The 24,938-nt window shown below is 71.3% G+C and carries 19 protein-coding genes; 9 read left to right on the forward strand and 10 right to left on the reverse strand.

The window, feature by feature from the left end:
* Positions 1–17: 17 nt before the first annotated feature.
* The gene (locus tag OHT77_RS27110) at positions 18–1,475 is read right to left on the reverse strand and encodes an LCP family protein (RefSeq protein WP_328831034.1); all 1,458 of its coding nucleotides are present in this window, start codon (positions 1,473–1,475) and stop codon (positions 18–20) included.
* 126 nt (positions 1,476–1,601) lie between these two features.
* On the opposite strand from OHT77_RS27110, the gene OHT77_RS27115 reads away from it, so the two are divergent.
* A complete protein-coding gene (locus tag OHT77_RS27115) occupies positions 1,602–2,639 on the forward strand; it encodes a glycosyltransferase family 2 protein (RefSeq protein WP_328831036.1) in 1,038 nt (345 codons plus the stop codon).
* A gap of 30 nt (positions 2,640–2,669) precedes the next feature.
* On the opposite strand, the gene OHT77_RS27120 is transcribed toward OHT77_RS27115, so the two are convergent.
* From OHT77_RS27120 to OHT77_RS27135, 4 genes are all read right to left on the reverse strand, one after another.
* Complete coding sequence (locus OHT77_RS27120; RefSeq protein WP_328834352.1) at positions 2,670–4,235, reverse strand: LCP family protein; 1,566 nt, start codon at positions 4,233–4,235, stop codon at positions 2,670–2,672.
* 130 nt (positions 4,236–4,365) lie between these two features.
* Complete coding sequence (locus tag OHT77_RS27125; RefSeq protein ID WP_328831037.1) at positions 4,366–6,093, reverse strand: LCP family protein; 1,728 nt, start codon at positions 6,091–6,093, stop codon at positions 4,366–4,368.
* Positions 6,094–6,300: 207 nt separating this feature from the next.
* Positions 6,301–7,494 (reverse strand): LCP family protein, encoded by a 1,194-nt coding sequence (locus OHT77_RS27130; protein WP_328834353.1) that lies wholly within the window; start codon positions 7,492–7,494, stop codon positions 6,301–6,303.
* A gap of 273 nt (positions 7,495–7,767) precedes the next feature.
* Entirely contained in the window at positions 7,768–8,505 is a 738-nt protein-coding gene (locus OHT77_RS27135) for a TIGR03089 family protein (protein ID WP_328831038.1), read from the reverse strand.
* A 138-nt stretch (positions 8,506–8,643) separates the two neighbouring features.
* Here OHT77_RS27135 and OHT77_RS27140 point away from each other — a divergent pair, with 138 nt between their 5' ends.
* Positions 8,644–9,984, forward strand: a complete 1,341-nt coding sequence (locus OHT77_RS27140; RefSeq protein ID WP_328831039.1) for a peptidoglycan recognition protein family protein — start codon at positions 8,644–8,646, stop codon at positions 9,982–9,984.
* A gap of 128 nt (positions 9,985–10,112) precedes the next feature.
* Positions 10,113–11,195, forward strand: coding sequence for an NDP-sugar synthase (locus OHT77_RS27145; protein WP_328831040.1), 1,083 nt, complete (start codon positions 10,113–10,115; stop codon positions 11,193–11,195).
* Positions 11,196–11,556: 361 nt separating this feature from the next.
* Here OHT77_RS27145 and OHT77_RS27150 read toward each other — a convergent pair whose 3' ends face one another.
* The 4 genes from OHT77_RS27150 to OHT77_RS27165 form a co-directional block, all read right to left on the reverse strand.
* A complete protein-coding gene (locus OHT77_RS27150; RefSeq protein WP_328831041.1) occupies positions 11,557–12,558 on the reverse strand; it encodes a DNA-3-methyladenine glycosylase family protein in 1,002 nt (333 codons plus the stop codon).
* A 155-nt stretch (positions 12,559–12,713) separates the two neighbouring features.
* Positions 12,714–14,030, reverse strand: coding sequence for a coenzyme F420-0:L-glutamate ligase (locus tag OHT77_RS27155; RefSeq protein ID WP_328831042.1), 1,317 nt, complete (start codon positions 14,028–14,030; stop codon positions 12,714–12,716).
* Positions 14,027–14,986: a 2-phospho-L-lactate transferase gene (gene cofD, locus OHT77_RS27160; protein WP_328831043.1), complete on the reverse strand. Its 960-nt coding sequence runs from the start codon at positions 14,984–14,986 to the stop codon at positions 14,027–14,029. Before cofD ends, OHT77_RS27155 begins: the two co-directional genes overlap by 4 nt.
* Positions 14,987–15,041: 55 nt before the next feature.
* Positions 15,042–15,551 (reverse strand): cysteine dioxygenase, encoded by a 510-nt coding sequence (locus OHT77_RS27165; protein WP_328831044.1) that lies wholly within the window; start codon positions 15,549–15,551, stop codon positions 15,042–15,044.
* A 611-nt stretch (positions 15,552–16,162) separates the two neighbouring features.
* Here OHT77_RS27165 and OHT77_RS27170 point away from each other — a divergent pair.
* From OHT77_RS27170 to OHT77_RS27180, 3 genes are all read left to right on the forward strand, one after another.
* A complete protein-coding gene (locus tag OHT77_RS27170; protein WP_003975777.1) occupies positions 16,163–16,426 on the forward strand; it encodes a WhiB family transcriptional regulator in 264 nt (87 codons plus the stop codon).
* Between the two features lie 186 nt (positions 16,427–16,612).
* Positions 16,613–20,332 carry a glycosyltransferase gene (locus OHT77_RS27175; protein WP_328831046.1) on the forward strand — a complete coding sequence of 1,240 codons (3,720 nt, stop codon included), beginning with the start codon at positions 16,613–16,615 and terminating at the stop codon, positions 20,330–20,332.
* Positions 20,329–21,816: a DUF5719 family protein gene (locus tag OHT77_RS27180; RefSeq protein ID WP_328831047.1), complete on the forward strand. Its 1,488-nt coding sequence runs from the start codon at positions 20,329–20,331 to the stop codon at positions 21,814–21,816. Before OHT77_RS27175 ends, OHT77_RS27180 begins: the two co-directional genes overlap by 4 nt.
* A 28-nt stretch (positions 21,817–21,844) precedes the next feature.
* Here the strand turns inward: OHT77_RS27180 and OHT77_RS27185 are convergent, their stop codons facing one another.
* Positions 21,845–22,294: a metallopeptidase family protein gene (locus OHT77_RS27185; RefSeq protein WP_019072215.1), complete on the reverse strand. Its 450-nt coding sequence runs from the start codon at positions 22,292–22,294 to the stop codon at positions 21,845–21,847.
* 330 nt (positions 22,295–22,624) lie between these two features.
* On the opposite strand from OHT77_RS27185, the gene OHT77_RS27190 reads away from it, so the two are divergent.
* From OHT77_RS27190 to OHT77_RS27200, 3 genes are all read left to right on the forward strand, one after another.
* Positions 22,625–23,005: a DUF3499 domain-containing protein gene (locus OHT77_RS27190; protein ID WP_328831049.1), complete on the forward strand. Its 381-nt coding sequence runs from the start codon at positions 22,625–22,627 to the stop codon at positions 23,003–23,005.
* Positions 23,006–23,242: 237 nt separating this feature from the next.
* Positions 23,243–24,607, forward strand: a complete 1,365-nt coding sequence (locus OHT77_RS27195; protein WP_328831050.1) for a phosphomannomutase/phosphoglucomutase — start codon at positions 23,243–23,245, stop codon at positions 24,605–24,607.
* A 136-nt stretch (positions 24,608–24,743) separates the two neighbouring features.
* Positions 24,744–24,914 carry a Trm112 family protein gene (locus OHT77_RS27200; RefSeq protein WP_019072213.1) on the forward strand — a complete coding sequence of 57 codons (171 nt, stop codon included), beginning with the start codon at positions 24,744–24,746 and terminating at the stop codon, positions 24,912–24,914.
* The last annotated feature ends 24 nt before the right edge of the window (positions 24,915–24,938 follow it).

Consider the following 24,938-nt stretch of genomic DNA (forward strand, 5'->3'; position numbering starts at 1 on the left):
AAGAAGACCCCGGCTCGTCACGAACACCCCACCTCGTCCCCGGTCACCACCCCGAACTCGCCCTGCTGCACATCCGTCGCCCGCACCCGCGTGACCTGCTTGAAGTCACTCCCGGCGATCACCTTCAGCACCGGCCCCTGCCCCTTCACCGCGCGCAGCTCGCTCCCGGGCAACGCCGCCGCGAGCGACTTCGCGGAACGGTCCCAGCGGGGGTCGTAGGCCACCACCGTGCGTCGTACGGCGTGGTCGGCCGCGCTCGTCGGCAGATGCGTCGTACGGAAGCCGGTCGCCGCCAGCGCCGCGTCCACGCGCTTGCCGAGACCGCCGGTCGCCGTGCCGTTCTCGACCTGGACCTGGATCTGCTGCGGGGCCACGTCCACCTTCACGGCGTTGGCGCGGGCCGGCTTGCGCACCGCGAGGGGCTTGTCGTCGCGCAGGGCCTGGAAGAGCTTCGCCGCCTTCGCCTGGTCCCATTTCAGGGTGGAGCCGATGCCCTTCACGACGAAGCCCATCTGCCCGATCGGGACCGTGGTGAACTCGGACGAGGACGGGGAGAAGTTGCGCATCGCCCGCCCCAGGTCGAGCAGTTCGTCCGTGCCGAAGCCCTTGTCCGCGCGGACCGAGCCGAGCACCGCGCGGGTCACGTCACGGAACTTCAGCGGGTTCAGCAGCACCCCGGACGAGGTGGCCTGGTCGATCAGCGCCGCCAGGAACCGCTGCTGGCGCTTCATCCGGCCGAGGTCGGAGGCCCCGTCGACGTGCCGCGAGCGGACGTACTGGAGGGCCTGCCCGCCCATCAGGGTGTGCGTGCCCGCGGGCAGGTCGAGACCCGTGTACGAGTCCTTCAGCGGCTCGGCGGTGCAGATCCTGACGCCGCCCAGGACGTCGACCGTCTTCATGAAGCTGGTGAAGTCGACCTCCAGATAGTGGTCGATCTTCACGTGGGTCATGGACTCGACGGTCCGCACGGTGAGGTTGGGGCCGCCCTCCGCGTACGCCGCGTTGAGCTTGACGGGGTGCGGGCCGTGCTGCTCGCCGGTGGTCTGGTCGGTGTGCGGGGGCGTCTCGGCGTAGGAGTCGCGGGGGAGGCTGACGACACTGGCGTGCTCCCGGTCCTCCGAGATGTGCACGATCATGATGGTGTCGGTGCAGTGGCAGGGCGCGCCACCCAGGTGGTACTGGCGCCGCTCCGCCTCGGTGATCTTGTCGCGGCCGTCGGTGCCGACGAGCAGGACGTTCATGCCGTGGCCCGCGCGCGGGCGGTTCTTCATGTCCTTGAAGGGGTCGACGCGGGCGATGTCCGCGTCGAGGCTGGTGACGACCGCGTGCCCGATCCCGGCGGAGGCGAGCACGACCACGGACAGCGTGGTCGCCGCCCGCATGGCCCAGCGCGGCTTCTTCTTCGGTCGTACGGGGGGCCGTGGGCGCCGCTGCGGTGGACGGGCGGCGGGGGAGCGGCGGGGCGGCGTGGGCATGGGGGACACCTCCGCGAGGGCCGTACGTGGGATCTTGAGCACCGTAGGCCGATACGATCTGATACCACCGCAGACGCCCGGGCGGGGCGCGTCCGTGTCCCCCGTTCGCGGTAACGTGAGCCCCCTATGAACGCCATTCCCGACGTGCGACTCCCCGCCGTTTCTGTGATCATGCCCGTCCTCGACGAGGAGCGGCATCTGCGCGGAGCCGTCCAAGCGATCCTCGCGCAGGAGTACGCCGGCGAGATGGAGGTCGTGATCGCCCTCGGTCCCTCGAAGGACCGCACGGACGAGATCGCGGCCCAGCTCGTATCGGAAGACCCGCGCGTGCACACCGTCCCGAACCCGACCGGCCGCACGCCCGCCGCCCTCAACGCCGCGATCAAGGCCTCCCGCCACCCGGTCGTCGTCCGCGTCGACGGCCACGGCATCCTCTCGCCGAACTACATCGCCACCGCCGTACGCCTCCTGGAGGAGACCGGCGCGCAGAACGTCGGCGGCATCATGCACGCCGAGGGCGAGAACGCCTGGGAGGACGCGGTCGCCGCCGCGATGACCTCGAAGATCGGCGTGGGCAACGCGGCCTTCCACACGGGAGGCGAAGCGGGCACCGCCGAGACGGTCTACCTCGGGGTGTTCCGCCGCGAGGCCCTGGAGCAACAGGGCGGCTACAACGAGGAGTTCATCCGCGCCCAGGACTGGGAGCTGAACTTCCGCATCCGCGAGGCCGGTGGCCTGATCTGGTTCTCACCGGAGCTGCGGGTCTCGTACCGCCCCCGCCCGTCGGTGAAGGCGCTCGCCAAGCAGTACAAGGACTACGGCCGCTGGCGGCACGTCGTCGCCCGCTACCACGAGGGCTCCATCAACCTCCGCTACCTCGCCCCGCCGACCGCCGTCTGCGCGATCGCGGCCGGCATCGTGGTGGGCGCGGTCCTGACCCCCTGGGGCTTCCTGGTCCCCGGCGGCTACCTCGCGGCGATCGCTCTCGGCTCGCTCCCCGCGGGCAAGGGCCTCTCGCTCAAGGCCCGCCTCCAGATCCCGGTGGCCCTCGCCACCATGCACATGTCCTGGGGCTACGGCTTCCTCACCAGCCCCAAGTCCCTTGCGCGCAGGGTGATCGCGTCCCGGCGCCCCGCGGTGCTCAGCCCGTCCAGCAGCAGCTGAGCCGAGCACCGCCGCACGCGACGACCCGGACTACCAGACGTAGTTCGGGTCGACGTGCATACAGGCCGTGGTGTCCGAGCCGTTGAGGGCGTCCGCCGACGTCGGCGTCTTGTCGTCCGCCGACGCGGCCTTGTACTTCGTGCCGCTGGTCCAGTCCGCGCCGACGACCAGGGTGATCCCCGAGACGCTCGTGGACTTCTTCACCGCGCTCGTCGGGATACCGAGGGCCTTGGCGACCCGCTGGGCGTCGCCCTCCAGGTCGGCGCTCGGATAGCGGATCACCGTCTTGGCCTCGCTGGGGGTCGTCGAGGAGTCGGCCACCGCCTCCTTGAAGCCCTTGCCGACGAGGAGGTCCGCCACCGAGGTCGCCCGCCCGCGGACCGCGCCCGTCGAGTCGGTGCGGGTGCCGTTCTCCACCTGGACGGCGATCTTGTCGTCGGCGGCGGCCGGATCGGTGGACGCCTTCGCCGCCGCGGCCTTCTTCCTGTCCTTGCCGTCCAGCGCGATGTCCTCGCGGACCAGCCGGAACAGCTGCTGGGCGTCGGCCGGCCTGGGCACCACCCGGCCGCTGTTGCCCGCGTACTCCCACGGCATCGTCGTCATGGTGATGCGGTTCGTCGGGACCTTCTTCAGTTCCTTGCTCAGGTCGTACAGCTTGGCGACCGTCCCCAGGCCGTCGTCGACCGTGATTGCCTTCGTGGCCGTCTCCGCGAGGCTGCGCAGCTTCGTCGGGTTGCTCAGCGTCGCGTTCTCGCGCAGCTGCCGGACCATCGAGTTCATGTACTGGTGCTGCGCCTTGGTCCGCGCGATGTCCGTGTCGTCCTCGAAGCCGTAGCGGGTGCGCAGCCACTGCAGGGCCTGTTGGCCCTTCACGGACGTCGTGCCCTTCTTCAGCTTCAGGCCGGAGCCCTTGCCCGCGGAGGTGTGCGAGTAGATGTTGGCGTCCACGCAGACCGGCACCCCGCCGATCGCGTCCGCCATCGACACGACACCCGCGAAGTCGACCATCATGAAGTGGTCGATGTGGATGTCGGTCAGCTTCTCCCAGGTCGCCACCGTGCAGCCGGGTCCCCCACGGCCCAGCGAGTCGTTCGTGATGACGTGGGTCTCGGCCGCGTACGTCCTGCCCGTCTTCGGGTCCGTGCACTTGGGGATGTCCGTCAGGGTGTCGCGCGGCATGCTCACCACCGACATGTTGGAACGGTCCGCCGAGAGATGCAGCAGCATCTGTACGTCGGCGCGGGGCGCGGTGTCGAACGTGTCCTTCGCGCCGCCGAGTTTCTGGTTCTCCGCGGAGTCCCGCGCGTCCGAACCGATCAGCAGGATGTTCAGCGGCTTCTGCCCGGCCGCGTTCGCCCGGGACTCGGCCGCCCTGTCCTTCTCGTCCCCGATGTTCAGGGGGTCTTTCTTTATGTTGTGGTTGAGGTGCTCGTAGTACAGGTATCCGGCGCCGGCCGTCCCGAGTATGACCACCGCGAGCACAATCGCCGACCAGCGCAACGCCCGTCGTCTACGCCCTTTGCGTCTGCCCCCGTCCCCGTCCGACGCGCCCTTCCCCGCCGCCCGTCTCTTCCTGTCCGCCGGCGTGAGCGACATCGTGTCCTCGACGGCCGGCACCTCCCCACGCACGCTGCTCTGCGTCACGTCCCCACCCCTCCCACCCCGCGCCCTGACACACGGGTCCGCCCCGCGCCCTGTTAGACGCGGAACGGACCCGTGTGGTCACTTACTTGGCGCACTCAACCTTGTCCGCCGTGGACTTCTGTACCCCCTCCGGCGTCGAACCCGCGGTCGAGGTGAGCGGGACGCCGGCTCCCTTGAAGTCCTTGCCCAGGGTCAGCGTCATCGCCGGGAGCCCCTGGGAGTTCTGCACACTCTTGCCCGGCTTCAACGCGGACCCCGAGAGACCCATGATGTCGGCGAGCCTGCGTGCCTGGTCCGCCTGGTCGGGCGCGTACTCGAGGGTCGTCTTCGCGAGGTTCGCCGGAGCGTTGCCCGCGTTCTCGGACTTGAGCACGCCCTCATCATTCTGCAGCCACGTGAGAGTTTCCTGTGCGCTGCCGGCGTCGGCCCCTCCGTTGAGGATCCGCACCCGCACCGCGGAGGCGGCGGACTTGGTGCCCTTGAGGCGGGCGGCCACGGCGGCCTTCTCCTTCGCGGCCTGCTTCTTGACGGCGGTGAACGAGGTGTCGCTCTTGATCAGCGAGAAGACCTGCGGGGCGGTCGAGTTGTTGAGGACGACCGTCACCGGGGTCTTCTCCGCCGGGTTGTCGACGACCGGCACGGTGGTGAAGGTCAGGTTCTTCGGGTTGAGCTTGCCCAGCTCCAGACCGAGGTCCTTCAGCTTGCCGATGGAGTCGAGGTTGTCGTCGACGGTCAGCGCCTTGGTGCCGGTCTCCGCCAGCTTCAGCATCTTCGAGGGGCTGGTCAGCGTGGAGTTGGACTTCAGCTTCCGCATCAGCGCGCTCAGGAACTGCTGCTGGAGCGTGATCCGGCTCAGGTCACCGCCGAAGCCGACCGAGTGCCGGGTGCGGACGAACGCCAGCGCCTGCTCGCCCGAGATGTTGTGCGTGCCCTTGGACAGCTTGAGATGCGAGTCCGAGTCGTCGATGTCCTTGGCGAGGCAGACCTCGACCCCGCCGACCGCGTCCGTCAGCGTCTTCACCGCGTTGAAGTCGGCCACCATGAAGTCGTCGGGCTGGATCCCGGTCAGCTCGGTGACCGTGCGCACGGTGCAGCTCGGCGTCCGGCCGTCCTGCCCGAGGCTCGTGTTGAAGCGGACGCTCGTCGTCCCTGGGATGACCTTCGACGAGCCGTCCGACTGGGTAGTGGGACAGTCCGGGACGTCGGTGATCAGGTCGCGGGGGATGCTCAGCGCCGTCGCGTTCGACCGGTCCTTGGAGACGTGCAGCAGGATCGTGGTGTCCGCGTGGCCGACGCTGCCGGCGTCGCCGTAGCCCTCGTTGCCCGCGCCGGTGCGCTTGTCGGTGCCGATCACCAGCAGGTTGATGGCCTTGCCCTTGCTGAAGCCACCGGTGCTCGCGCCGTCGTCGGAGACGGCCGTGATGTTGTCGTTGAGGTGCTTGATGTAGAGGTACCCGGCCGCGGAGACGGCGACCAGCACGAAGGCCAGCCCGCCGCCGGTCCACATCAGGACCTTCTTGGTCTTGGCCTTCTTCTTCACCGGGCGGCGACCGCGCCGGGCCGGTGGCTCCTCGGGCGCGCCCCGCCGTCTGCGGGGCGGCGGCACCTCACGCCCCGGACTCTTCGGGACCGTCTCCCGCTCCGGCGCCGCCACACTGCGGTTCTGCGCAGTGGCTCTACGGGGCCCCGGCACCGCTGACTGCGGTGTGGAAGGAGTCAGTCGCAGTTCGTATTCACCAGTGTTCGGATTGAGTACCCACTGGTCTGCGGGGTCGATGTTGTCCGCCCGCCCACGGCCTTGCGCGTCCACGGTTTACCGAATCCTCCGTCGGGGCCACGCGGCGCCTTCCCCCTCCAGGCGCTCGGGTCTCGTACAACCGGTGCGCAAGCACACCGGGTCGCTCACACTATCCGTCCAGTTGAGCGGCAAGTGACTGCGGTGACAAATTCCACGTCCCTACAACCGGTCAATCCGTCCTATTTTTCGGAACAAAAGTTCGTCGACTTGGTAATCGCTTTACCCGCAGGTGTCCTCGGCGGCGGTGTTCCCGCGGAACGTCGGCGCGGGCGTGGCCCCCGAACCCGGCGCCGTAATACGGGCGTTTGTGGCGGAATCCTGCGGATCCTCCGTCGGGTCCGCACGCGTCACCGCGACGGGCCGGTCCGCCCGCAGCAGCGCGAACAGCTTTTCGGCCTCGGGCTCCACGAGCTGGTCGCGATTGGCGTTGTAGATGTACGACTCCCGTGGAACGGTGAGGAATTGCACATGTTCGGTGGGGATGTTCCGCAAGCCGCGCACCAGTTCGTACAGACCGCGCAGGGATGCCAGCTCCGGATCGGTCGTCAGCGACGACGTGGCGGCGTCCAGCACGGGATACAGCTTCGCCGGATTGAACAGCACGTCGTCGCTCCGCACCTTGTTGACGAGCGCGCCCAGGAACCCCTGCTGACGGTCCATCCGGTCGGTGTCACTGCCGTTCCCCAGCGACTTCCGCGCCCGCACGTACCCGAGCGCCTGCTCCCCGTCGAGCGTGACCCGCCCCGCGGGCAGCTTCAGCCGGGCGGCCTTGTCCCGAATGGGACTCCTGAGACAGACCTGCACTCCGTCAACCGCGTCGACCATGTCCTTGAACCCATGGAAGTCCACCACCATGTGATGGTCGATCCGCACGTTCGTCAGCTTCTCCACGGTCCGGATCGTGCACCCCGAACCCCCCACCTGGAACGCGTAGTTGAACATCGCGAACATCGGCTCGGTCCGCGTCCCGTCCGGCCGCAGACACCCCGGCACGTCCACCATCAGGTCCCGCGGCAACGACACGGCGGTCGCGCTGCGCCGGTCGGCCGCCAGGTGCAGCAGGATCGTCGTGTCCGACCGCTCGGTCCCCGAGTCCCGCCCGTACTTGGCGTTCCCGTTCCCCGACCGCGAGTCGGACCCGATCAGCAGGATGTTCTGCGCCCCCTTCACCAACGCGGTGGGCCGCTCCTTCTCGTACCGGGCGAGTTCCGCGGCGGCGGCGTTGTCGGGCGTGATGTTCGAGTCGAGCTTCGCGTAGATCCCCCAGCCGACCCCGGCGGCCCCCACCAGCAGCACGGCGACCCCGCCCGCCCCCCACCGCACCCACCGCCGACGCCGCCGCCGTATGAGCCCCGCCCCGGACGCGGAGGCTCCTGCCCCCGGCCCGAGAACGCCTCCTGCGGTGTCGTCCAACACGTGCGGTTCCACCCCTCATGGTCGTAAGAGCGTGTGGTCCTGCGTGTGCCTCTGCGTGTGGTTCTGCTCTTACGACCATGGCGTGGATGGGGTGGGGAGGCGGCCGTTGCTGACCCATTCGGGTGAGCGGTGAGGTCCCTGGCGACTGGCCGGCGCTCCGGGTGCCGACCGCTTTTCAGGGGCGCGGGGCTGTATCGATGTGCGGCTCCGCCGCGTGGGCGCGACCAGCCCCCACCGGCCCGCACTCGGCAGACAACCCCCGCCACCCCCTCAGCGGCGAGAAACAGTCACCCGCTCACTCTCCACCCGCTTGGCCAGCGTTTCCTCACTCGCCTGACCAAGATTCCGGCACAGCACCACAGACCCCCCAGAGGCGAGCGGCCCGAACAGCCCCGCGCTCAGCCCCTCCCAGGTGTCGTACGGCAGCCCCGACAGCACCCGACCCCCCGCATCCCCGTCACCCAGGGCCCGCTCGACAACCTGCGCCCCGGTCAGCTCAAGCCCACCGACAACCAACGCCGGCTCCCCAGGGTCGACAGGCGAGAACGGCACAAACCGATCCCCCTGCCCCGGCACCTCGACGGCATAGTCCACAAATCCGACCGGAGTCTGTGGAAACCTCCCCCCGAGCGGCCGCAGCGCCAGCGCGACCCGCTCCCCACCACACGCCCGAGCCGCCTCCAACGACTCGGGTCCACTCACCACCACGTCGGCGCGGCCCGGGTCACCCCCCACGTCGGCGACAACCCCGACCGACGAACACGCCAGCAGCCACACCGCCGTCTGCCAGTGCGCCGGCAACAACACGGAGACCCGGTCACCGGGCCCCGCCCCGAGATCCCCTTGCAGGAGATTCGCGGTCTTGGCCACCCAATTGGCGAAGGTGGCCACGGACAATTCGACCCGTTCCCCCGTGGCGTCGTCGTAGAAGGTCACCAGGGGACGGCCGGGATCCGCGGCGAGCGCGGAACGCAGCAGGTCGGCAGGGGTGCGATCGATGGCGTTCACCCGCGCAAGCGTACGGGGACGGCCGCCGGAGCCAACCCCCGCACCGGACGCCGGACCACCGGTTCGGGCGAACCGCAGCCGACGGTCCGTCAATTCCCGGATAGACAGATATGTATGACTATGTCCAGGATCAGGGGCATGCGTGGATTCCTTGCTTCCTCGATCGGCGTCACCTGCGCGGCCGCACTGGCCCTCCCGCTCACCCTGCCCGCGTCCGCGGCACCGTCCGCGGCACCGGCACCGGCCCCCGCGACGCAGTCGACGAGCGGCGCGAGATCCGCGTCGACGACCGCCGAACCGGCCCTCCCCGGCAGCACCCAGTCGCTGCCCCTCGCCCCCCGCACCAGCGACCGCACCTTCGGCGCCGCCCCCGAACAGGGCCTGACCCGCGGCGACGTGCACCGCTTCTCCCTCGTCGGCGTCATCTGGGACGACCCCGACACCGCACTGCGCGGCAGCGTCCAGGTCCGCACCCGGGCCACCGCCACCGGCACCTGGTCCGGCTGGCAGGACGTCGACACCCACAACGACGACCACGGCGCCGACCCCGGCACCGCCGAACGCGCCTCCGGCCACGTCCGCGGCTCCACCGCCCCGCTCTGGGTGGGCGACTCGGACGGAGTGGACGTACGCGTGAGAGCGGACAGGGTGGCGACACGGACCGTGGGGAAGCCGGACGAACAACCGGCCCAACTCCCCACCGGCCTGCACCTGGAACTGGTCGACCCGGGCGCCGCGGACCCCCCGCTCGCGGGCGCGCCGTCGACCAGGAACAGAGCCGCCACCGCCCCCGAGGCCGCCACCGAACTCCCGGCCCTGACCAAGCAGGCCACCGAACGGGAACTCGTCGACCTGGGTCACAAGGCGCAGCCGTACATCGGGCCGCGCCCGCGCATCGTCACCCGGCACGGCTGGGGCGCCGACGAGAAGCTGCGGGAGAAGGGGTTCGTGTACACGAAGCAGGTCAAGGCGGCCTTCGTGCACCACACCGCCACGGGCAACAACTACCGCTGCTCGCAAGCGCCTTCGGTCATTCGCGGTATCTACCGCTACCACGTCAAGAGCAGCGGCTGGCGTGACATCGGCTACAACTTCCTCATCGACAAGTGCGGGACCATCTACGAGGGCCGGGCAGGCGGAGTGGCGAAGGCGGTCCTGGGCGCCCACACGCTCGGTTTCAACACCAACAGCACGGGGATCGCGGTCCTCGGAACCTTCGGCAGCGCCAAACCGTCCTCGGCGGCAGTGACCGCCATCGCCCGTCTCACCGCGTGGAAGCTCGGACTCTCCGGCGCCAATCCGCGCGGCAAGACATACCTGAAGTCCGGGGGTGGCAATCTCTACCGAAAAGGAAAGAACGTACGACTCAATGTGATCTCCGGACATCGGGACGGGTTCGCCACGGAGTGCCCAGGACGGCAGCTCTACGGCAAGCTCGGCTCGGCCCGCTCCACATCGGCCCGGTACCAGGGCCGCTGACCGGGGCAGGGGGTGCCGGGGAAGGGTCTGCGGAACAGGTACACGTACAGGTACAGGTGCACGGTCCGCATACACTGGCCGGCCGAAAAAACAGTTCGGCCGGTCCCGGCAGGAAGCAGAGACGACAGGTGACAGAAGCGATCCTCCTGGTCGGCGGCAAGGGCACCCGGTTGCGCCCGCTCACGGTGCACACCCCGAAGCCGATGGTCAGGGCGGCGGGGGTGCCGTTCCTCACGCATCAGCTGGCGCGGGCGAGAGCGGCGGGCGTTGACCACATCGTCCTGGCCACTTCCTATCTGGCGGAGGTGTTCGAACCGCACTTCGGTGACGGTTCGTCCCTGGGCCTCCACATCGAATACGTCACGGAGGACGAGCCCCTCGGGACGGGCGGCGCGATCCGCAACGTGGCCTCGCGGCTCCACTCAGGACCCGAGGACCCGGTCCTGATCTTCAACGGCGACATCCTCACCGGCCTGAACATCCGGGCCCTGGTCGACACCCACGAGACGACGGGCGCGGACGTCTCCCTCCACCTCACGAAGGTGACGGACCCGCGCGCGTACGGGCTGGTCCCCACGGACGAGACGGGCCGCGTCCTGGCCTTCCTGGAGAAGCCCCAGACCCCCGAGGAGATCGTCACCGACCAGATCAACGCGGGCGCGTACGTCTTCCGCCGCTCGGTCATCGACACGATCCCGACGGGCCGCCCGGTCTCGGTGGAACGCGAGACCTTCCCCGGCCTCCTCTCGGCGGGAGCCCACCTCCAGGGCCTGGTCGACTCGACGTACTGGCTGGACCTGGGCACCCCGGCCGCCTTCGTCCGAGGCTCCGCCGACCTGGTCCTCGGCCGAGCCCCGTCCCCCGCGATCCCCGGCCGCTGCGGAGACCGCCTGGTCCTCCCCACGGCCCGCGTCGCCGCCGACGCCAAACTGACCGGCGGCACGGTGGTCGGCGAGGGCGCGTTCGTCGCCGAGGGCGCGAGAGTCTTCGGCTCCACCATCCTCCCCGGCGCGGTCATCGAACCCGGCGCGGTCATCACCGACTCCCTCATCGGCACCCGAGCCCGCGTAGGCGAACGCTCCGTCCTCACCGGCACGGTGATCGGCGACGGCGCGATCATCGGCGCCGACAATGAGCTCCGCGACGGGATGAGGGTCTGGTGCGATGCGCGGATTCCGGCGGGGGCGGTGCGGTTTTCTTCTGATCAGTGAGGGGGGTGGGGGGGGGCGCGGGGGCCCTGGGGGGGCTGGGGGGCTTCTGGGCGTAGCGGGGCGGTGGTGCGGCGCTCCGTTGCCCACCGACTCGGTACCGGTGCGCTTCTTGGCGTGCCGAGTCGGGTGGTCGTGGGCTTCTCGGTCCACCGAGTCGGGCGTCGGTGTACATCGGGGCCCACCGAGTCGGTAGTACGGCACTTCTTGGCCAACCGGAACGGGCGGTGGGTGGGCATAGGGCCTGGGGGTCTGGGGGCGGAGCCCCCAGGGACGGCAACCGAAGCCCCCCGGCTAACAGCCCCCGGCTACCGAAGCCCACCCCCGCCAAGCGAAACCCCGGGCAACCAACGCCCCCGGAACCTCACAACGCCCCGATGTCACCCCGAGGCATCTTCGGCGCCCGCCGAGCCGGCGTACGCCCGCTCAACAAGATCAACCGCGCCGCCCGATGCCGCTGCCCCGCATACGGCTCCAGCAACGACAACATCACCGAGTCATCCGCGTCCCGATCCCCGGCCAACGCCCACCCCACGATCCCCGGCAGATGCAGATCCCCCACGGTCACCGCATCCGCCGCCCCATGACTCCGCTGCACGGTCTCCGCGGACGTCCACACCCCCACCCCCGGCACGACCTCCAACCGAGCCCGCGCATCCTCCGCGGACATCGCCCCCGCCTGCTCCAGCCGCGCAGCGACCCGTACGGCACGCAGAATCGTGGACGCCCGCTTGTCGTCGACCCCGGCCCGATGCCACTCCCACGACGGAATCAACGCCCACGCGCGCGGCGCCGGCATCACCCACATCCGCCCGTCCACGGGCCCGGGCGCCGGCACCCCGAACTTCCGTACCAGCAACCGCCAGGCCCGATACGCCTCGTCGGTGGTCACCTTCTGCTCCAGCACCGACGGAATCAACGACTCCAGCACCAGCCCGGTCCGCGTCAACCGCAACCCAGGCCGCCGATGCCGAGTGACCGCCAGCAACCGGTGCCGGGGCACGAACGCGTCAGGGTCGTCCGCGGCGCCCAGCATCTCCGGCAACCGTTCCAACAACCACTTCGCCCCCGGCCCCCAGGCCTCCCCGCGCACCGCACCCCCGTGCGCGGACACCCGCAGGGTCCCCGGCCCGACCGGCGTGAGACTGGCCCGCCACACGGCCCCGTCCGCCGTGGCCCGGAACGTGGGATCCCCGGGCCCCCGCCGCAGCGGCCCCAACACCAGCCCAAGATCGAGCACCCCACCAGGCACCCACTCCCGAACCAGCCCACCCCCAGAACCCTGCCGAGGCACACCTCTGGGCACGACAACTTCCCCGCCTCGCACAGTCGTACGAGTGGCCCGAGGATCAAAACGTCCAGCCACAGCAAGCTTCCAGTGGTGATGTGAGGTACCTGAAGGTCCTAGGAGCCTAGGCGCAAGCGCCCCCTAGGGGCGCGGGGAACTGCGCGACCAGCCACACACGACCCGCACCCGCACCCGCACCCGAGTCCAAGCCCACCCCCACCCCCAACGCCGACTCACCGCACCTCGATAAACGCCCCCGGATCCCGCCCGGCCCGAGCCGCAGGCGAAGCCGCCGCATGCCCCACAGCCACCGCCCCCATCGGATCCCACCCCGACGGCAGCCCCAGTACATCCCGCACGACATCCCGGCAGAACATCGTCGAGGAAACCCACGCCGACCCCAACCGCTCCCCGGCCAGCGCCACGAGAAAGTTCTGCACCCCCGCCCCCGCGGCCACCACGAACATCTCCCGCTCCGCCCCGTCCCGCCGCACATCCCCATACGTGTGCGACCCGTCCATGACGAGACACGGCACCACGAGATACGGCGCCCCCCGCAGCACATCCCCCCGCCGCACCCGCTTCGCGATGGACTCCTCGGACTTCCCGTCCCGCCGCAGATCCGCGATCCACGCGTCCCGCATCGCGTCGAGCAACGAGGTCCGCGACTCGGCGGACTCCAGCAGCACGAACCGCCACGGCGTCGTGTGATGCGGCGCCGGCGCGGTCACAGCGGCGGCGACGGCCCGTCGTACGGCACCGGGGTCGACGGGCTCATCGGTGAAGGCCCGCACGGTACGACGCTGGGTCACCGCCTCCCGTACCGCCTCGGACGTCCCGAGCCGGAACATGTCGTCCCGCCCGCCCCGCACCATGGCCCGCGCCCCGACCCCGTCGTCCTCGGCGGCGACGACGTGCGGCAGCCCCCGCACCACGGCGACGGGCAGCCCGGCGGCCTTGCCCTTGACGAGGTCACCGGCGGCGGCGAGTTCGTCGGCCGTGGCCACGACCGTCGCGCTGAGCGGATTGCCGTAGGCATCCGTGCCCCCGCGCAGATCGTCCAGCACGCGCACCCCCGCGGCGCCGATCGCGACGTCCGTGAGCCCCGTGCGCCAGGGTCGCCCGAAGGTGTCGGTGACGACGACGCCGATGGTGACGCCGAGCGCGTCCCGCAGCCCGTCGCGGATCGCGCGCGCGGACGCGTCCGGGTCCTCGGGCAGCAACAGCACGGTCCCGGCCGGGGTGTTGGAGGCGTCGACACCGGCGGCGGCCATGATCAGCCCCTGCCGGTTCTCCACGATCCGCAGGGTTCCGCGCCGCGCCACGACCCGTACGGTCTCGGCGTCGATCGCGGCCTCCCGGTCGGCCGCCTCGACGATCCGCCCCTCGGCCTTGGACACGATCTTCGAGGTAACGAGGAGCACGTCCCCGTCGACGAGCCCGGGCTCGGCCGCGGCGATCAGCTTGGCCAGGTCGTCCCCGCCCACCACCTCGGGCATCCCGGGCACGGCCCACACCCGGTACCCCTCCGCGGGCGCCACCTCGCTCATGCCGCCCGCACCTCCTCGGCCAGCGCCAGCGCCTCCCGGGCCATCCGCGCGGTCGCCTCGGTGTCGGTCATCATCAGCGGCACGGCCCGGCAGCGGATCCCGGCCGCCTCGACGTCCGGTACGGCGGCGGCGTCCACGGTGTCGACGAGCCAGCCGTCGAGCAGCCCCGAGCCGTAGTGCTCGGCGACCGCCGTGGCCGTGGACTCGACGCCCACCGCGGCGAGCACCTTGTCGGCCATCCCGCGCACGGGCGCGTCCCCGACGATGGGGGAGAGGCCGACCACGGGCACCCCGGCCTCGGCGATCACCTCCCGGATGCCGGGCACCGCGAGGATGGTGCCCACGGAGACGACCGGGTTGGACGGCGGGAAGAGGATGACGTCCGCCTCCGCGATCGCCTCCAGGACCCCGGGCGCGGGCTTGGCCTGCTCGGCCCCCACGGGTACGACGGCCTCGGCGGCGACCGACGCGCGGAGCCGGACCCAGTACTCCTGGAAGTGGATCACCTTGCGCTCGCCGTCCACCTGGACGGCGACATGCGTCTCGACGCGGTCGTCCGTCATGGGGATCAGCCGCACCCCGGGCTTCCACCGGTCGCACAGTGCCTCGGTGACCGCGCTGAGCGGGAACCCGGCGCCGATCATCTGGGTCCGCACGATGTGCGTGGCGAAGTCCCGGTCGCCGAGTCCGAACCACTCGGGCCCGACGCCGTAGGCCCCGAGTTCTTCCTTGAGGTGGAAGGTCTCGTCGGCCCGGCCCCAGCCCTGCTCCTCGTTGATACCGCCGCCGAGTGTGTACATCACCGTGTCGAGGTCCGGGCAGACCTTCAGCCCGAACAGGTGGATGTCGTCCCCCGTGTTGCCGATCACCGTGATGTCCGCGTCCGGCACGGCCTGCTTGAGACCGCGCAGGAACCGGGCACCACCGATACCGCCTGCCAGAACCACAATGCGCATGGGGACAAGTCTTGCAGGCGGGTCCGACAACGCGGCAGGCAGTGGCCGCATCGCGTCAGGCGGTCACCGCGTCCACCGGGTCGGACCCGGCGCGCGCCGCGCACGCCGTGTGCATCGGCATCTCGGTCAGGCCCGGGAAGTAGACGTGCAGGCTTATGGCCGGTTCGAGGGTGTCGTTGACGACCTCGTGGACGTACCCCGGCGCGAACACCCGCTGCGCGCCCGCCCCCAGCGCGCGCGTGCCCCGCTCGGTGCGCTCGGTCAGCGTGCCGTCCAGGACGGTCAGCACACCGGAGGAGCGGCCGTGGTCGTGCAGTCCGCTGCCCTGTCCGGGCACCCAGGACAGCAGCCACACCTCGTAGCCGGGTCCGGTGCTCAGCCGGTGGTACCAGCGGGTCGTCGCGTCGTACTCGACGAGGTGTTCCCACTGGGCGCGGTCGGCGGCGACGGAGCGCGCCAGGCCGACGAACTCGGCCACGGTGGCCGGGTGTTCGCGCGGCGGCTGGAGGAGGTGCGGGACTTCGAGGATGTCGCCGGCGATCTGGAGGTCGCTGTCGCTGTTCATGGGGGTGCGGTGGTTCCTCGGCGTAAGTAAGCAACGGCGGGGGCTGGGTGTCACCAGATGAAGAGAGCAGGCAGGGCCGGAGCGCGTGGGCTCAACAGCCGGAACAGCAACAACAGCTACAGCGAGCGTGGGCAGCACCGAGGGACCCGGCGGAGCGGGTCGTGGTGAGTGCCGAGTTCGCGAGCATGCCCACAAGGACAGCGGTTCACACCAGCGGTGTCAACTCGACGCCCGGGATGTGGGACAGGTTTCACCTCATCCGGTTCATCTCCGCGCTGAAAGGTTTGTTCAGGCGTCTACCGGGACACATGGCGCACAACCGGGCGCACACACCCCAGTGGAACGAGATCGAACTCCTGGGCGTCCTCCCCCGTACAGACTCCATCTCGGGGTAGGAGGCGCTCGGGGGGTCTCCTCGGCTTGTCAAGGTTTATGCCGATTTGAACACTTTCCGCTAGGCCTTGGTTCCGCAGAGTGAATAAGGGGCCCAATAGCAGATCTCGGCTTGACTCGCCCGGAGCAGCACACTTGTAATTTCACTCGTGTCGTTTAGCCGACATCGGTAACGGCGGCCACATCACGGGGACGCGAAAGACGGACGAGGGGCGCACATGACCGAGCTGGTGCAGCAACTGCTGGTCGACGACGCGGACGAGGAACTCGGCTGGCAGGAGCGCGCGCTGTGCGCCCAGACCGACCCCGAGTCCTTCTTCCCCGAGAAGGGCGGCTCCACCCGCGAGGCCAAGAAGGTCTGCCTCGCCTGCGAGGTCCGCTCCGAATGCCTCGAGTACGCCCTCGCCAACGACGAACGCTTCGGCATCTGGGGCGGTCTCTCCGAGCGGGAGCGCCGTCGGCTCAAGAAGGCCGCCGTCTGAAGCGCGGCGGCACACCTCGGGACATACCTCGGGACGTACCGAACGGCCCGTCGCAGCTGGGTTATCCACAGGCGGCGGGCCGTCGTCATGCCCAGCCGATAGTGTGGGCGCTCGTCCGAGACGTATCGCTGTCCCCTCGGGACGCGGTCGTCCACCGCAGTCCATCGAACCGGGGCCCGTACCTCGATGTCCGTGCACAGCCACACGGCAGGCCAACACGACGCTGCCACTCCTGAGTTCCCGCGTCACGTGGTGACCGCGGTGCTCGTCTCCCACGACGGCGCCCGCTGGCTGCCCGACGCGCTCGCCGGGCTGCTCGGCCAGGAGCGCCCCGTGCAGAGCGTCATGGCCGCCGACACCGGCAGCGCCGACGAGTCCGCCCAGCTGGTCACCGACGCCCTCGGCGCCGACCGCGTGCTCCACCTCGCCCGGCGCACCGGCTTCGGCCAGGCCGTCGAGGAGGCCAACCGCACGTCGCCCCTGCTGACTCCGGACGAGCTGCCGTACCTCAAGCGCCCCAGCGGCTGGGACCCCGTCACGCGCAGCTGGCGCGACGACGCCTACGACCTCCCCGAACTCCCGCACGGCGAACCCGTCCAGTGGCTGTGGCTGCTGCACGACGACTCCGCACCGGAGCCCGACGCCCTGGCCCAGCTGCTGCGGGTCGTGGACCAGGAGTACGAACTGGGCCGCGAGGACGTCGCCGTCGTAGGCCCCAAGCTGCGCGGCTGGTACGACCGGCGGCAGCTGCTGGAGGTCGGCGTCACCATCGCCCACTCCGGCCGCCGCTGGACCGGCCTCGACCGCCGCGAACAGGACCAGGGCCAGCACGACCACGTACGGCCCGTGCTGTCCGTGTCCACCGCGGGCATGCTGATCCGGCGCGACGTCTTCGACGAACTCGGCGGCTTCGACCGCCGGTTGCCCCTGATGCGTGACGACGTCGACCTCTGCTGGCGCGCCACCGCCGCCGGCCACCGCGTCCTGGTCGCCCCCGAGGCGGTCGTACGGCACGCCGAGGCGGCCTCCCGCGAGCGCCGCGCGGTCGACTGCGCGGGCCGCACCGTCGCCTCCCCGCACAAGGTCGACAAGGCCGGCGCGGTCTACACCCTGCTCGTCAACAGCCGTACGGCCGTGCTGCCCTGGGTCCTCTTCAGGGTCGTCGTCGGCACCGTCCTGCGGACCGTCGCCAACCTCGTCGGCAAGGTCCCCGGACAGGCACTCGACGAGATCCGCGGCCTCCTGGGCACCCTGCTGCGCCCCGAGCGGATCCTCGCCGGACGGCGCAGGCGCGCCGGAGCCCAGATCGACAAGGCCGAACTGCGGCCCCTGTTCCCGCCGCCCGGCGCGACCGTCAGGGCCACCTTCGAGCAGGTCGCCGGAAGCTTCGTCGACACCTCCGACCCCGAGATCACCTCCGGAGCCGGCCGGCATGGCGGCGCCGTCGAGTCAGGGCCCGGCGGCGACGACGCGGACTTCCTGGAGATCGAGCAGTTCGCGCGCGTGAAGCGCATCGCCCGCAAGCCCGGCCCGGTGCTCTTCCTGGTCCTGCTGCTCGTCTCGCTCGTCGCCTGCCGCGACCTGCTCGGCGGCGGCGCCCTCACCGGCGGCGCGATGCTGCCCGCCCCGGGCGACTCCAGCGAGCTGTGGTCCCGCTTCCTGGACTCCTGGCACCCGGTCGGCGCCGGCGGCACCCCGTCCGCGCCGCCGTACCTCGCGCTCGTCGCGATGCTCTCCTCGCTGCTCTTCGGCTCGACCGGCGTCGCGGTCACCGTCCTGCTGGTCGCCTCGGTCCCGCTCGCCGGGTTCACCGCCTACTTCGCGTCCCGCCCGCTCGTCGAGTCCCGGCTCCTGCGCGCGTGGGCGGCCGTCGTCTACGCCTTCCTGCCCGCCGCCACCGGCGCCCTCGCGGGCGGCCGCATCGGCACCGCCGTCCTCGCCGTGCTGCTCCCGCTGATGGCCCGCGCGGGCATCGCGGCCAGCGGCCTCACCCACTCCTCCGGAGCCCGCGGCAGCTGGCGCGCCACCTGGGCGTACGCCCTGCTCCTGACGATCACCACCGCCTTCACGCCGATCATCTGGCCCATCACGCTGCTCCTGGGCATCGCGCTGCTGGCCGTGCGCCGCGGCGACCTCGTCGGCTACGGCCCGCGCTTCCTGGCCCAGTTCGGCACCCCCCTGCTGGTCCTGGCGCCCTGGTCGCTGACGCTGCTCCCGTTCGGCTTCTTCCAGCAGGCCGGTCTCGAGTTCGGCTCCGGGTCCGCGTCCCCGCTCGACCTGCTCGGCGCCAGCCCGGGCGGCCCCGGCACGGTCAGCGGCCTGATGCTCATCGGCATCGTCCTGGCCGCGCTCGCCGCCCTGCTGCGCAGCGAGCGCCAGTTCGGCATCCGGACCGCCTGGGGCGTCGCCCTGGTGGGCCTCGTCTTCGCCGTCCTGTCCAACAGCTCCACCTGGGCCGGCCCCGCGACCCTCGTCTACGGCCTCGCCCTCCTCGCCGCCGCCGCGCTCGGCGCCGACGGGGCACGCGCGCGTGTCGCCGAGCAGAGCTTCGGCTGGCGCCAGCCGGTCGCCGTGCTGATCGCCTTCGCCTCGGCCGCGGGCCCGCTGCTCGTCGCCGCCGGCTGGATGATCCGCGGCGCCGACGGCCCCCTGGAGCGCCACGACCCCACCCAGGTGCCCGCGTTCGTCGCCGAGGAGAGCGGCACCCGGGACCAGGCCCGCACGCTGGTCCTGGACAGCGACTCCGCCGCGCACGTGGGCTACATGCTGGTGCGCGGCTCCGGCGCCCGCATGGGAGACGGCGAGTTCGCCGCCGCCGACGGCGAGAACACCAAGCTGGACAAGGTCGTCGCCAACCTCGTCGCCGGCTCCGGCGCCGACCAGGCCGACGAACTCGGCGGCTTCGCCGTGCGCTACGTCCTCGTCCACAAGGGCGCGCCCCGCGAGGTCAGCCGTGTCCTGGACGCCACCCCGGGCCTCAGCAGGCTCAGCCAGGCCGACGGCAGCGCCCTGTGGCGGGTCAACGCGCAGGTCTCCCGCGCGGCGATCGTCGCCGGTTCCGCCGCCCCCGAGCCCGTCGCCGCCGGACCCGTCGACATCCACACCACGATCCCGTCCGGCGCCACCGGCCGCGTGCTGCGCCTGGCCGACTCCGCCGCCGCGGGCTGGACGGCCACCCTGGACGGCAAGCCGCTCACCCGTACCACGGTCGACGGCTGGGCCCAGGGCTTCCGACTCCCCGACTCCGGCGGCAGGTTGGACGTCACCTACGACGACCCGATCGGGCACACCGCCTGGCTGTGGGCCCAGGGCGCGCTCGCCCTCGTCCTGGTCGTGCTCGCCCTCCCGGGCCGCCGCCGTGACGTCGACGACGACCTCCCCGAGGAGGAGCTGATCCCGGCCCAGGCCGTCGCCGGCGAGGGCCGCAGGGCCCGCCGCCTGCGCGCCCAGGCCGAGGCCGAGGCCGAGTCCACCGACCAGACCGACGACCCCGCTGACACCGGGCAGTTCGACGCGTTCGCCGCGGGCGCCACACCTCCTCCGGAGGAGGAAGCCGTCGCCGCGATCCCGCAGCAGCAGTCCTACGGCGAGTGGGACGCGGCGAGCTACGCGGGCGCCGAGTACGGCACCTACGGCGCCGAGCAGTACCAGGCCGACCAGCAGCAGTACCCGGCGGGCGGCTACGACCAGCCGTACCAGGCGGACCCCTACCAGGGCGGCCAGTACGACCCGTACGCCTACGGCGAGCAGCCCCAGGCCCCGGCCTACGACCCGACGTACGACCAGGGTTACGACCAGAACCAGGGCTACGACCCGAACTACGACCCCGCGTACGACCCGAACTACGACCCCGCCCAGCAGCAGCATCCGCACGGCAATGAGCGCCCCGACGGGAGCCAGCAGTGAACCGCCCCGCCCTCTCCCTCCTCGCCGGCGTGGTCGCGCTCGCCGCCGTCACCGGGTTCGCCGAGATGAAGGCACCGGCCGCGTCCGGCGCCGGCGGCTCCAAGGCGGCCGCTGTGCTGCCCGTGGAGCGCACCAGCCTGCTCTGCCCGGCGCCGAGCACCTCCGACCTCGCCGACACGTCGTACACGTCCTTCACGCCCGTCACAGAGGGCACGGACAGCAGCGGCAAGGCCGAACTCCAGTCCGCCGCCGAGGAGTCGGGCGACGGCACCAGCAGCAAGAAGAAGCCCGCCAAGCCCGTCCTCGAGCCCAAGGCCCCCGGCACCCCGGCCACCGGCGACAAGTCCGGCGCCGACGCGCCCGCCCTGCTCGGCACCGCCGAGGGCAAGTACGCGCCGGGCTGGACCGTCCAGCAGACCACCGAGGTCGCCGCGGGCAACGGCCGCGGCCTCCAGGGCGTCAACTGCACCGCCCCGGACACCGAGTTCTGGTTCCCGGGCGCCAGCACCGCCGCCGGCCGCACCGACTACGTGCACCTCACCAACCCGGACGACTCCGCCGCCGTCGTCGACATCCAGCTCTACGGCAAGGACGGCGACCTCAAGTCGACGGTGGGGGAGGGCATCACGGTCGAGCCGCACGCCAGCGAGCCGATCTTGCTGTCCACGCTCACCGACGACCAGGAGACCGACCTGACGGTGCACGTGAGCGTGCGCAGCGGCCGGGTCGGCGCGTCCGTGCAGGCCCTCGACTCCAAGCTCGGCGGCGACTGGCTGGCCGCGTCCACCGACCCCGCGGGCAGCCTGGTCATGCCGGGCATCCCGAAGGACGCCACGTCCGTGCGGCTGATCGCCTTCACGCCGGGCGACGCGGACGCCGACCTGAAGGTGCGGCTCTCCTCGCCCACGGGGATGATCACGCCGGCCGGACACGAGACCGTGCACGTCAAGGCGGGCATGACGACCGCCGTCGACCTCGGCGACGTCACCCGCGGCGACCCGGGCTCCCTGGTCCTGACCCCGACCGACCAGTCCGTGCCGATCGTCGCCGCCCTGAAGGTCGTGCGCGGCAAGGGCAGCAAGCAGGAGACGGCGTTCATCCCGGCGACCAGCCCGGTCGGCAAGCGCGCCACGTCCGCCGACAACAGCGCCAAGGGCTCCACGCTGTCCCTGGTCGCCCCCACCCGCACCGCCACGGTCAAGGTCACCGCGTCCGCGGGCAGCGGTGGCGGTACGCCCCTCTCGAAGACGTACACGATCAAGGCCGGCACCACCGAGGACGTCGAACTCCCGGTCCCCGCAGGCCTGAAGGGCACCTACGCCCTGACCCTCGAACCGCAGTCCGGCGGCCCGGTGTACGCGGCCCGCACACTGTCGGCGACCGAGGAGGGCGTACCGGGCTTCACCATCCAGACGCTCCCCGACGACCGGGGGACGGTGTCGGTGCCCGAGACGGACGAGGACCTGTCGGTGCTGCAGAAGTAGCGGCGCGGGGCACACGCGCGCGGGGAGGCTAGTCCTCCCCGTAGCGCGGATCGACCGTCTCCGGGGTGAGCCCCAGCAGTTCGGCGACCTGCTCCACGACGATCTCGTGGACGAGGGCGGCCCGTTCGTCGCGCCCCTTCGTGCGGATCTCGACCGGGCGCCGGTAGATCACCACGCGCGCGGGCTGCCCCTCGCGGGCGGCGATCGTGCCCCCCAGGGGCACCGACTCGTCGTTCCAGCCCTCGCCCGCACCACCCAGTCGAGGGACTTCCAGGACCAGGAAATCGATGTCGGCCAACTGCGGCCAGCGTCGCTCCAGGCGCTCCACGGAGTCCTGCACCAGATCGGCGAACGCCTCGGCCCGGCTCGCGGCGAGCGGGACCTGCGGCGGTGCGATCGGGCCGCGCATGCCCCGGCCGTGGCGGTCGCGGCGGCGGGGCCCAGGGCCTGCGGCAGGGGGCGGTACGGGGGTGTCCATCACTGGTGAAGCGTAGTCCCCGCCGGGTCCGCCCGCCCGACTCCACCCGCCGTCGGACGCTCTGTGGGGCATGTCGCCGGATGACCATTCCAGCCAAGGTTGGGCTCGATTCCGTATGTCTCCAAGACCGTCGCTCTCAAGGCAATTGACGGTGTTTGTGCCGAGTGGTGACCGGGTCCGACCCCGTTCGAGATCCCGAGAGGGGGTGTCCGCGCAGGTCAGGGGTGTGTTGCCGATGGGGTGTGTGGGGCGTCTCACAGACCGACACGGTGGGGTGACCTGGGGGAGAGTCGTCGCGGCCCGCTCAAGAGTGCGGTACCGTCCAACGTCGTGAGCCCTGTACGTCGCTGTTCGCGCACCGCTTGCGGCCGCCCCGCCGTCGCGACGCTGACGTACGTCTACGCCGACTCGACCGCGGTCCTCGGCCCGCTCGCCACCTACGCCGAACCCCACTGCTACGACCTGTGCGCCGAGCACTCCGAGCGCCTCACCGCGCCCCGTGGCTGGGAAGTCGTCCGCCTCCTCGACAGCTCCGCTCCGGCCCGCCCGAGCGGCGACGACCTGGAGGCGCTCGCCAACGCCGTCCGCGAGGCGGCCCGCCCCCAGGAACGCACGGCCGAGGCCGGCGGCGGAGGCGGCGCCCGCACGGCGGACCCCATGGAGGTCGCCCGCCGCGGCCACCTGCGGGTCCTGCGCTCCCCGGACAACTGACCGCGCCGGTCCGCGAGTTCGTTCAACGATCCCCTCGTTCAGGTCGTACAGCGCTGCGTTCGTTCAACGATGCCGATGTTCCGCGAAGCGTTCGTTCAACGATTCCCTCCCCAACTCGCCGACACCGCCGCCTGGATCGCAGGTAAGAGTCTGTGGACGGCTCGGTTACCGCGCGTCGTGATGTGGGTGCCGACGGGTAGTTTGGGGCGACCGATGGAACTTTCTGGAGGGTTGGCCGTGTCTGCTGATCTGTCACAGCTCGTGAAGGCGTACGACGTACGGGGCGTCGTCCCGGACCAGTGGGACGAGTCGTTGGCCGAGCTGTTCGGAGCGGCCTTCGTCCAGGTGACCGGCGCGAGCGCGATCGTGACCGGACATGACATGCGGCCCTCGTCCCCGGGCCTGTCCGCGGCCTTCGCGCGCGGGGCGGCGGCGCGCGGCGTCGACGTGACCGAGATCGGCCTGTGCTCGACGGACCAGCTGTACTACGCGTCGGGCGCGTTCGACCTCCCGGGCGCCATGTTCACGGCCTCGCACAACCCCGCGAAGTACAACGGCATCAAGATGTGCCGCGCGGGCGCCGCCCCCGTCGGCCAGGACACCGGCCTCGCCGAGATCCGCCAACTCGTCGAGTCCTGGCTGGACTCGGGCGCCCCGGAGGCCGCGGGACCTACGGGAACGATCACCCGGCGGGACACGTTGGAGGACTACGCGGCGCACCTCCGCGGCCTCGTCGACCTGACCTCGATCCGCCCCCTGAAGGTCGTCGTCGACGCGGGCAACGGCATGGGCGGCCACACCGTCCCGACGGTCTTCGCCGGCCTGCCGCTCACCCTGGTCCCGATGTACTTCGAGCTGGACGGCACGTTCCCGAACCACGAGGCCAACCCGCTCGACCCGGCCAACATCGTCGACCTCCAGGCCCGCGTCCGCGAGGAGGGCGCCGACCTCGGCATCGCCTTCGACGGCGACGCGGACCGTTGCTTCGTGGTCGACGAGCACGGCGACTCGGTCTCCCCGTCCGCGATCACCGCCCTGGTGGCCTCCCGCGAGCTGGCGAGGAACGGCGGCACGGGCGTGATCATCCACAACCTGATCACCTCCTGGTCGGTCCCCGAGGTCGTCGAGGAGAACGGCGGCACACCGGTCCGCACGCGCGTGGGCCACTCCTTCATCAAGGCCGAGATGGCGAAGGCCGGCGCGATCTTCGGCGGCGAGCACTCCGCGCACTACTACTTCAAGGACTTCTGGAACGCCGACACGGGCATGCTGGCCGCCCTCCACGTCCTCGCCGCGCTCGGCGGCCAGGACGGCCCGCTCTCCGCGCTCGTGGCCCAGTACGACCGCTACGTGGGCTCCGGCGAGATCAACTCCACGGTCGACGACCAGCAGGCCCGCCTCGCCGCGATCCGCGCCGCCTACGGGAACCAGTCCGACCTGACCCTGGACGATCTCGACGGCCTCACCGTCTCCTCCGCCGACTGGTGGTTCAACGTCCGCCCGTCCAACACGGAACCCCTGCTCCGGCTGAACGCGGAGGCACGGGACGAGGCGACGATGACGAAGGTGCGGGACGAGGTGCTGGGCATCATCAGGGGGTGACGGCGGACGGCGCGTTCTCGGCACCGGTCGCTGTTCCGGGCCGGTGCCCCAACCCCCGCGCTCACTCACCACCGGCGGTAACCTGACCAGGCACATCCGCAAGCCGTCGTAGACACTCGCCCTCGGAGGGAAACCCATGCCGCTCGAAGCCGGCCTCCTGGAGATCCTGGCCTGCCCGGCCTGCCACGCCCCCCTCAAGGAGCAGGACACCGAGCTGATCTGCACCGGCGAGGACTGCGGCCTGGCCTATCCCGTCCGGGACGGCATCCCCGTCCTCCTCGTCGACGAGGCCCGCCACCCCGCGTAACCGACGACGACGCGTTCGGAGGCT

Origin of the sequence: Streptomyces sp. NBC_00252, assembly GCF_036187565.1 — a bacterium.
Classification (GTDB): domain Bacteria; phylum Actinomycetota; class Actinomycetes; order Streptomycetales; family Streptomycetaceae; genus Streptomyces.

Excerpts from the sequence above, each read along its gene's own strand:
- OHT77_RS27170 (WP_003975777.1), top strand. The coding sequence starts at position 16,163 with ATGACCGAGCTGGTGCAGCAACTGCTGGTCGACGACGCGGACGAGGAA.
- OHT77_RS27115 (WP_328831036.1), top strand. The coding sequence starts at position 1,602 with ATGAACGCCATTCCCGACGTGCGACTCCCCGCCGTTTCTGTGATCATG.
- OHT77_RS27165 (WP_328831044.1), bottom strand. The coding sequence starts at position 15,551 with ATGAACAGCGACAGCGACCTCCAGATCGCCGGCGACATCCTCGAAGTC.
- cofD (WP_328831043.1), bottom strand. The coding sequence starts at position 14,986 with ATGCGCATTGTGGTTCTGGCAGGCGGTATCGGTGGTGCCCGGTTCCTG.
- OHT77_RS27155 (WP_328831042.1), bottom strand. The coding sequence starts at position 14,030 with ATGAGCGAGGTGGCGCCCGCGGAGGGGTACCGGGTGTGGGCCGTGCCC.
- OHT77_RS27200 (WP_019072213.1), top strand. The coding sequence starts at position 24,744 with ATGCCGCTCGAAGCCGGCCTCCTGGAGATCCTGGCCTGCCCGGCCTGC.
- OHT77_RS27140 (WP_328831039.1), top strand. The coding sequence starts at position 8,644 with ATGCGTGGATTCCTTGCTTCCTCGATCGGCGTCACCTGCGCGGCCGCA.
- OHT77_RS27110 (WP_328831034.1), bottom strand. The coding sequence starts at position 1,475 with ATGCCCACGCCGCCCCGCCGCTCCCCCGCCGCCCGTCCACCGCAGCGG.
- OHT77_RS27120 (WP_328834352.1), bottom strand. The coding sequence starts at position 4,235 with ATGTCGCTCACGCCGGCGGACAGGAAGAGACGGGCGGCGGGGAAGGGC.
- OHT77_RS27185 (WP_019072215.1), bottom strand. The coding sequence starts at position 22,294 with ATGGACACCCCCGTACCGCCCCCTGCCGCAGGCCCTGGGCCCCGCCGC.
- OHT77_RS27175 (WP_328831046.1), top strand. The coding sequence starts at position 16,613 with ATGTCCGTGCACAGCCACACGGCAGGCCAACACGACGCTGCCACTCCT.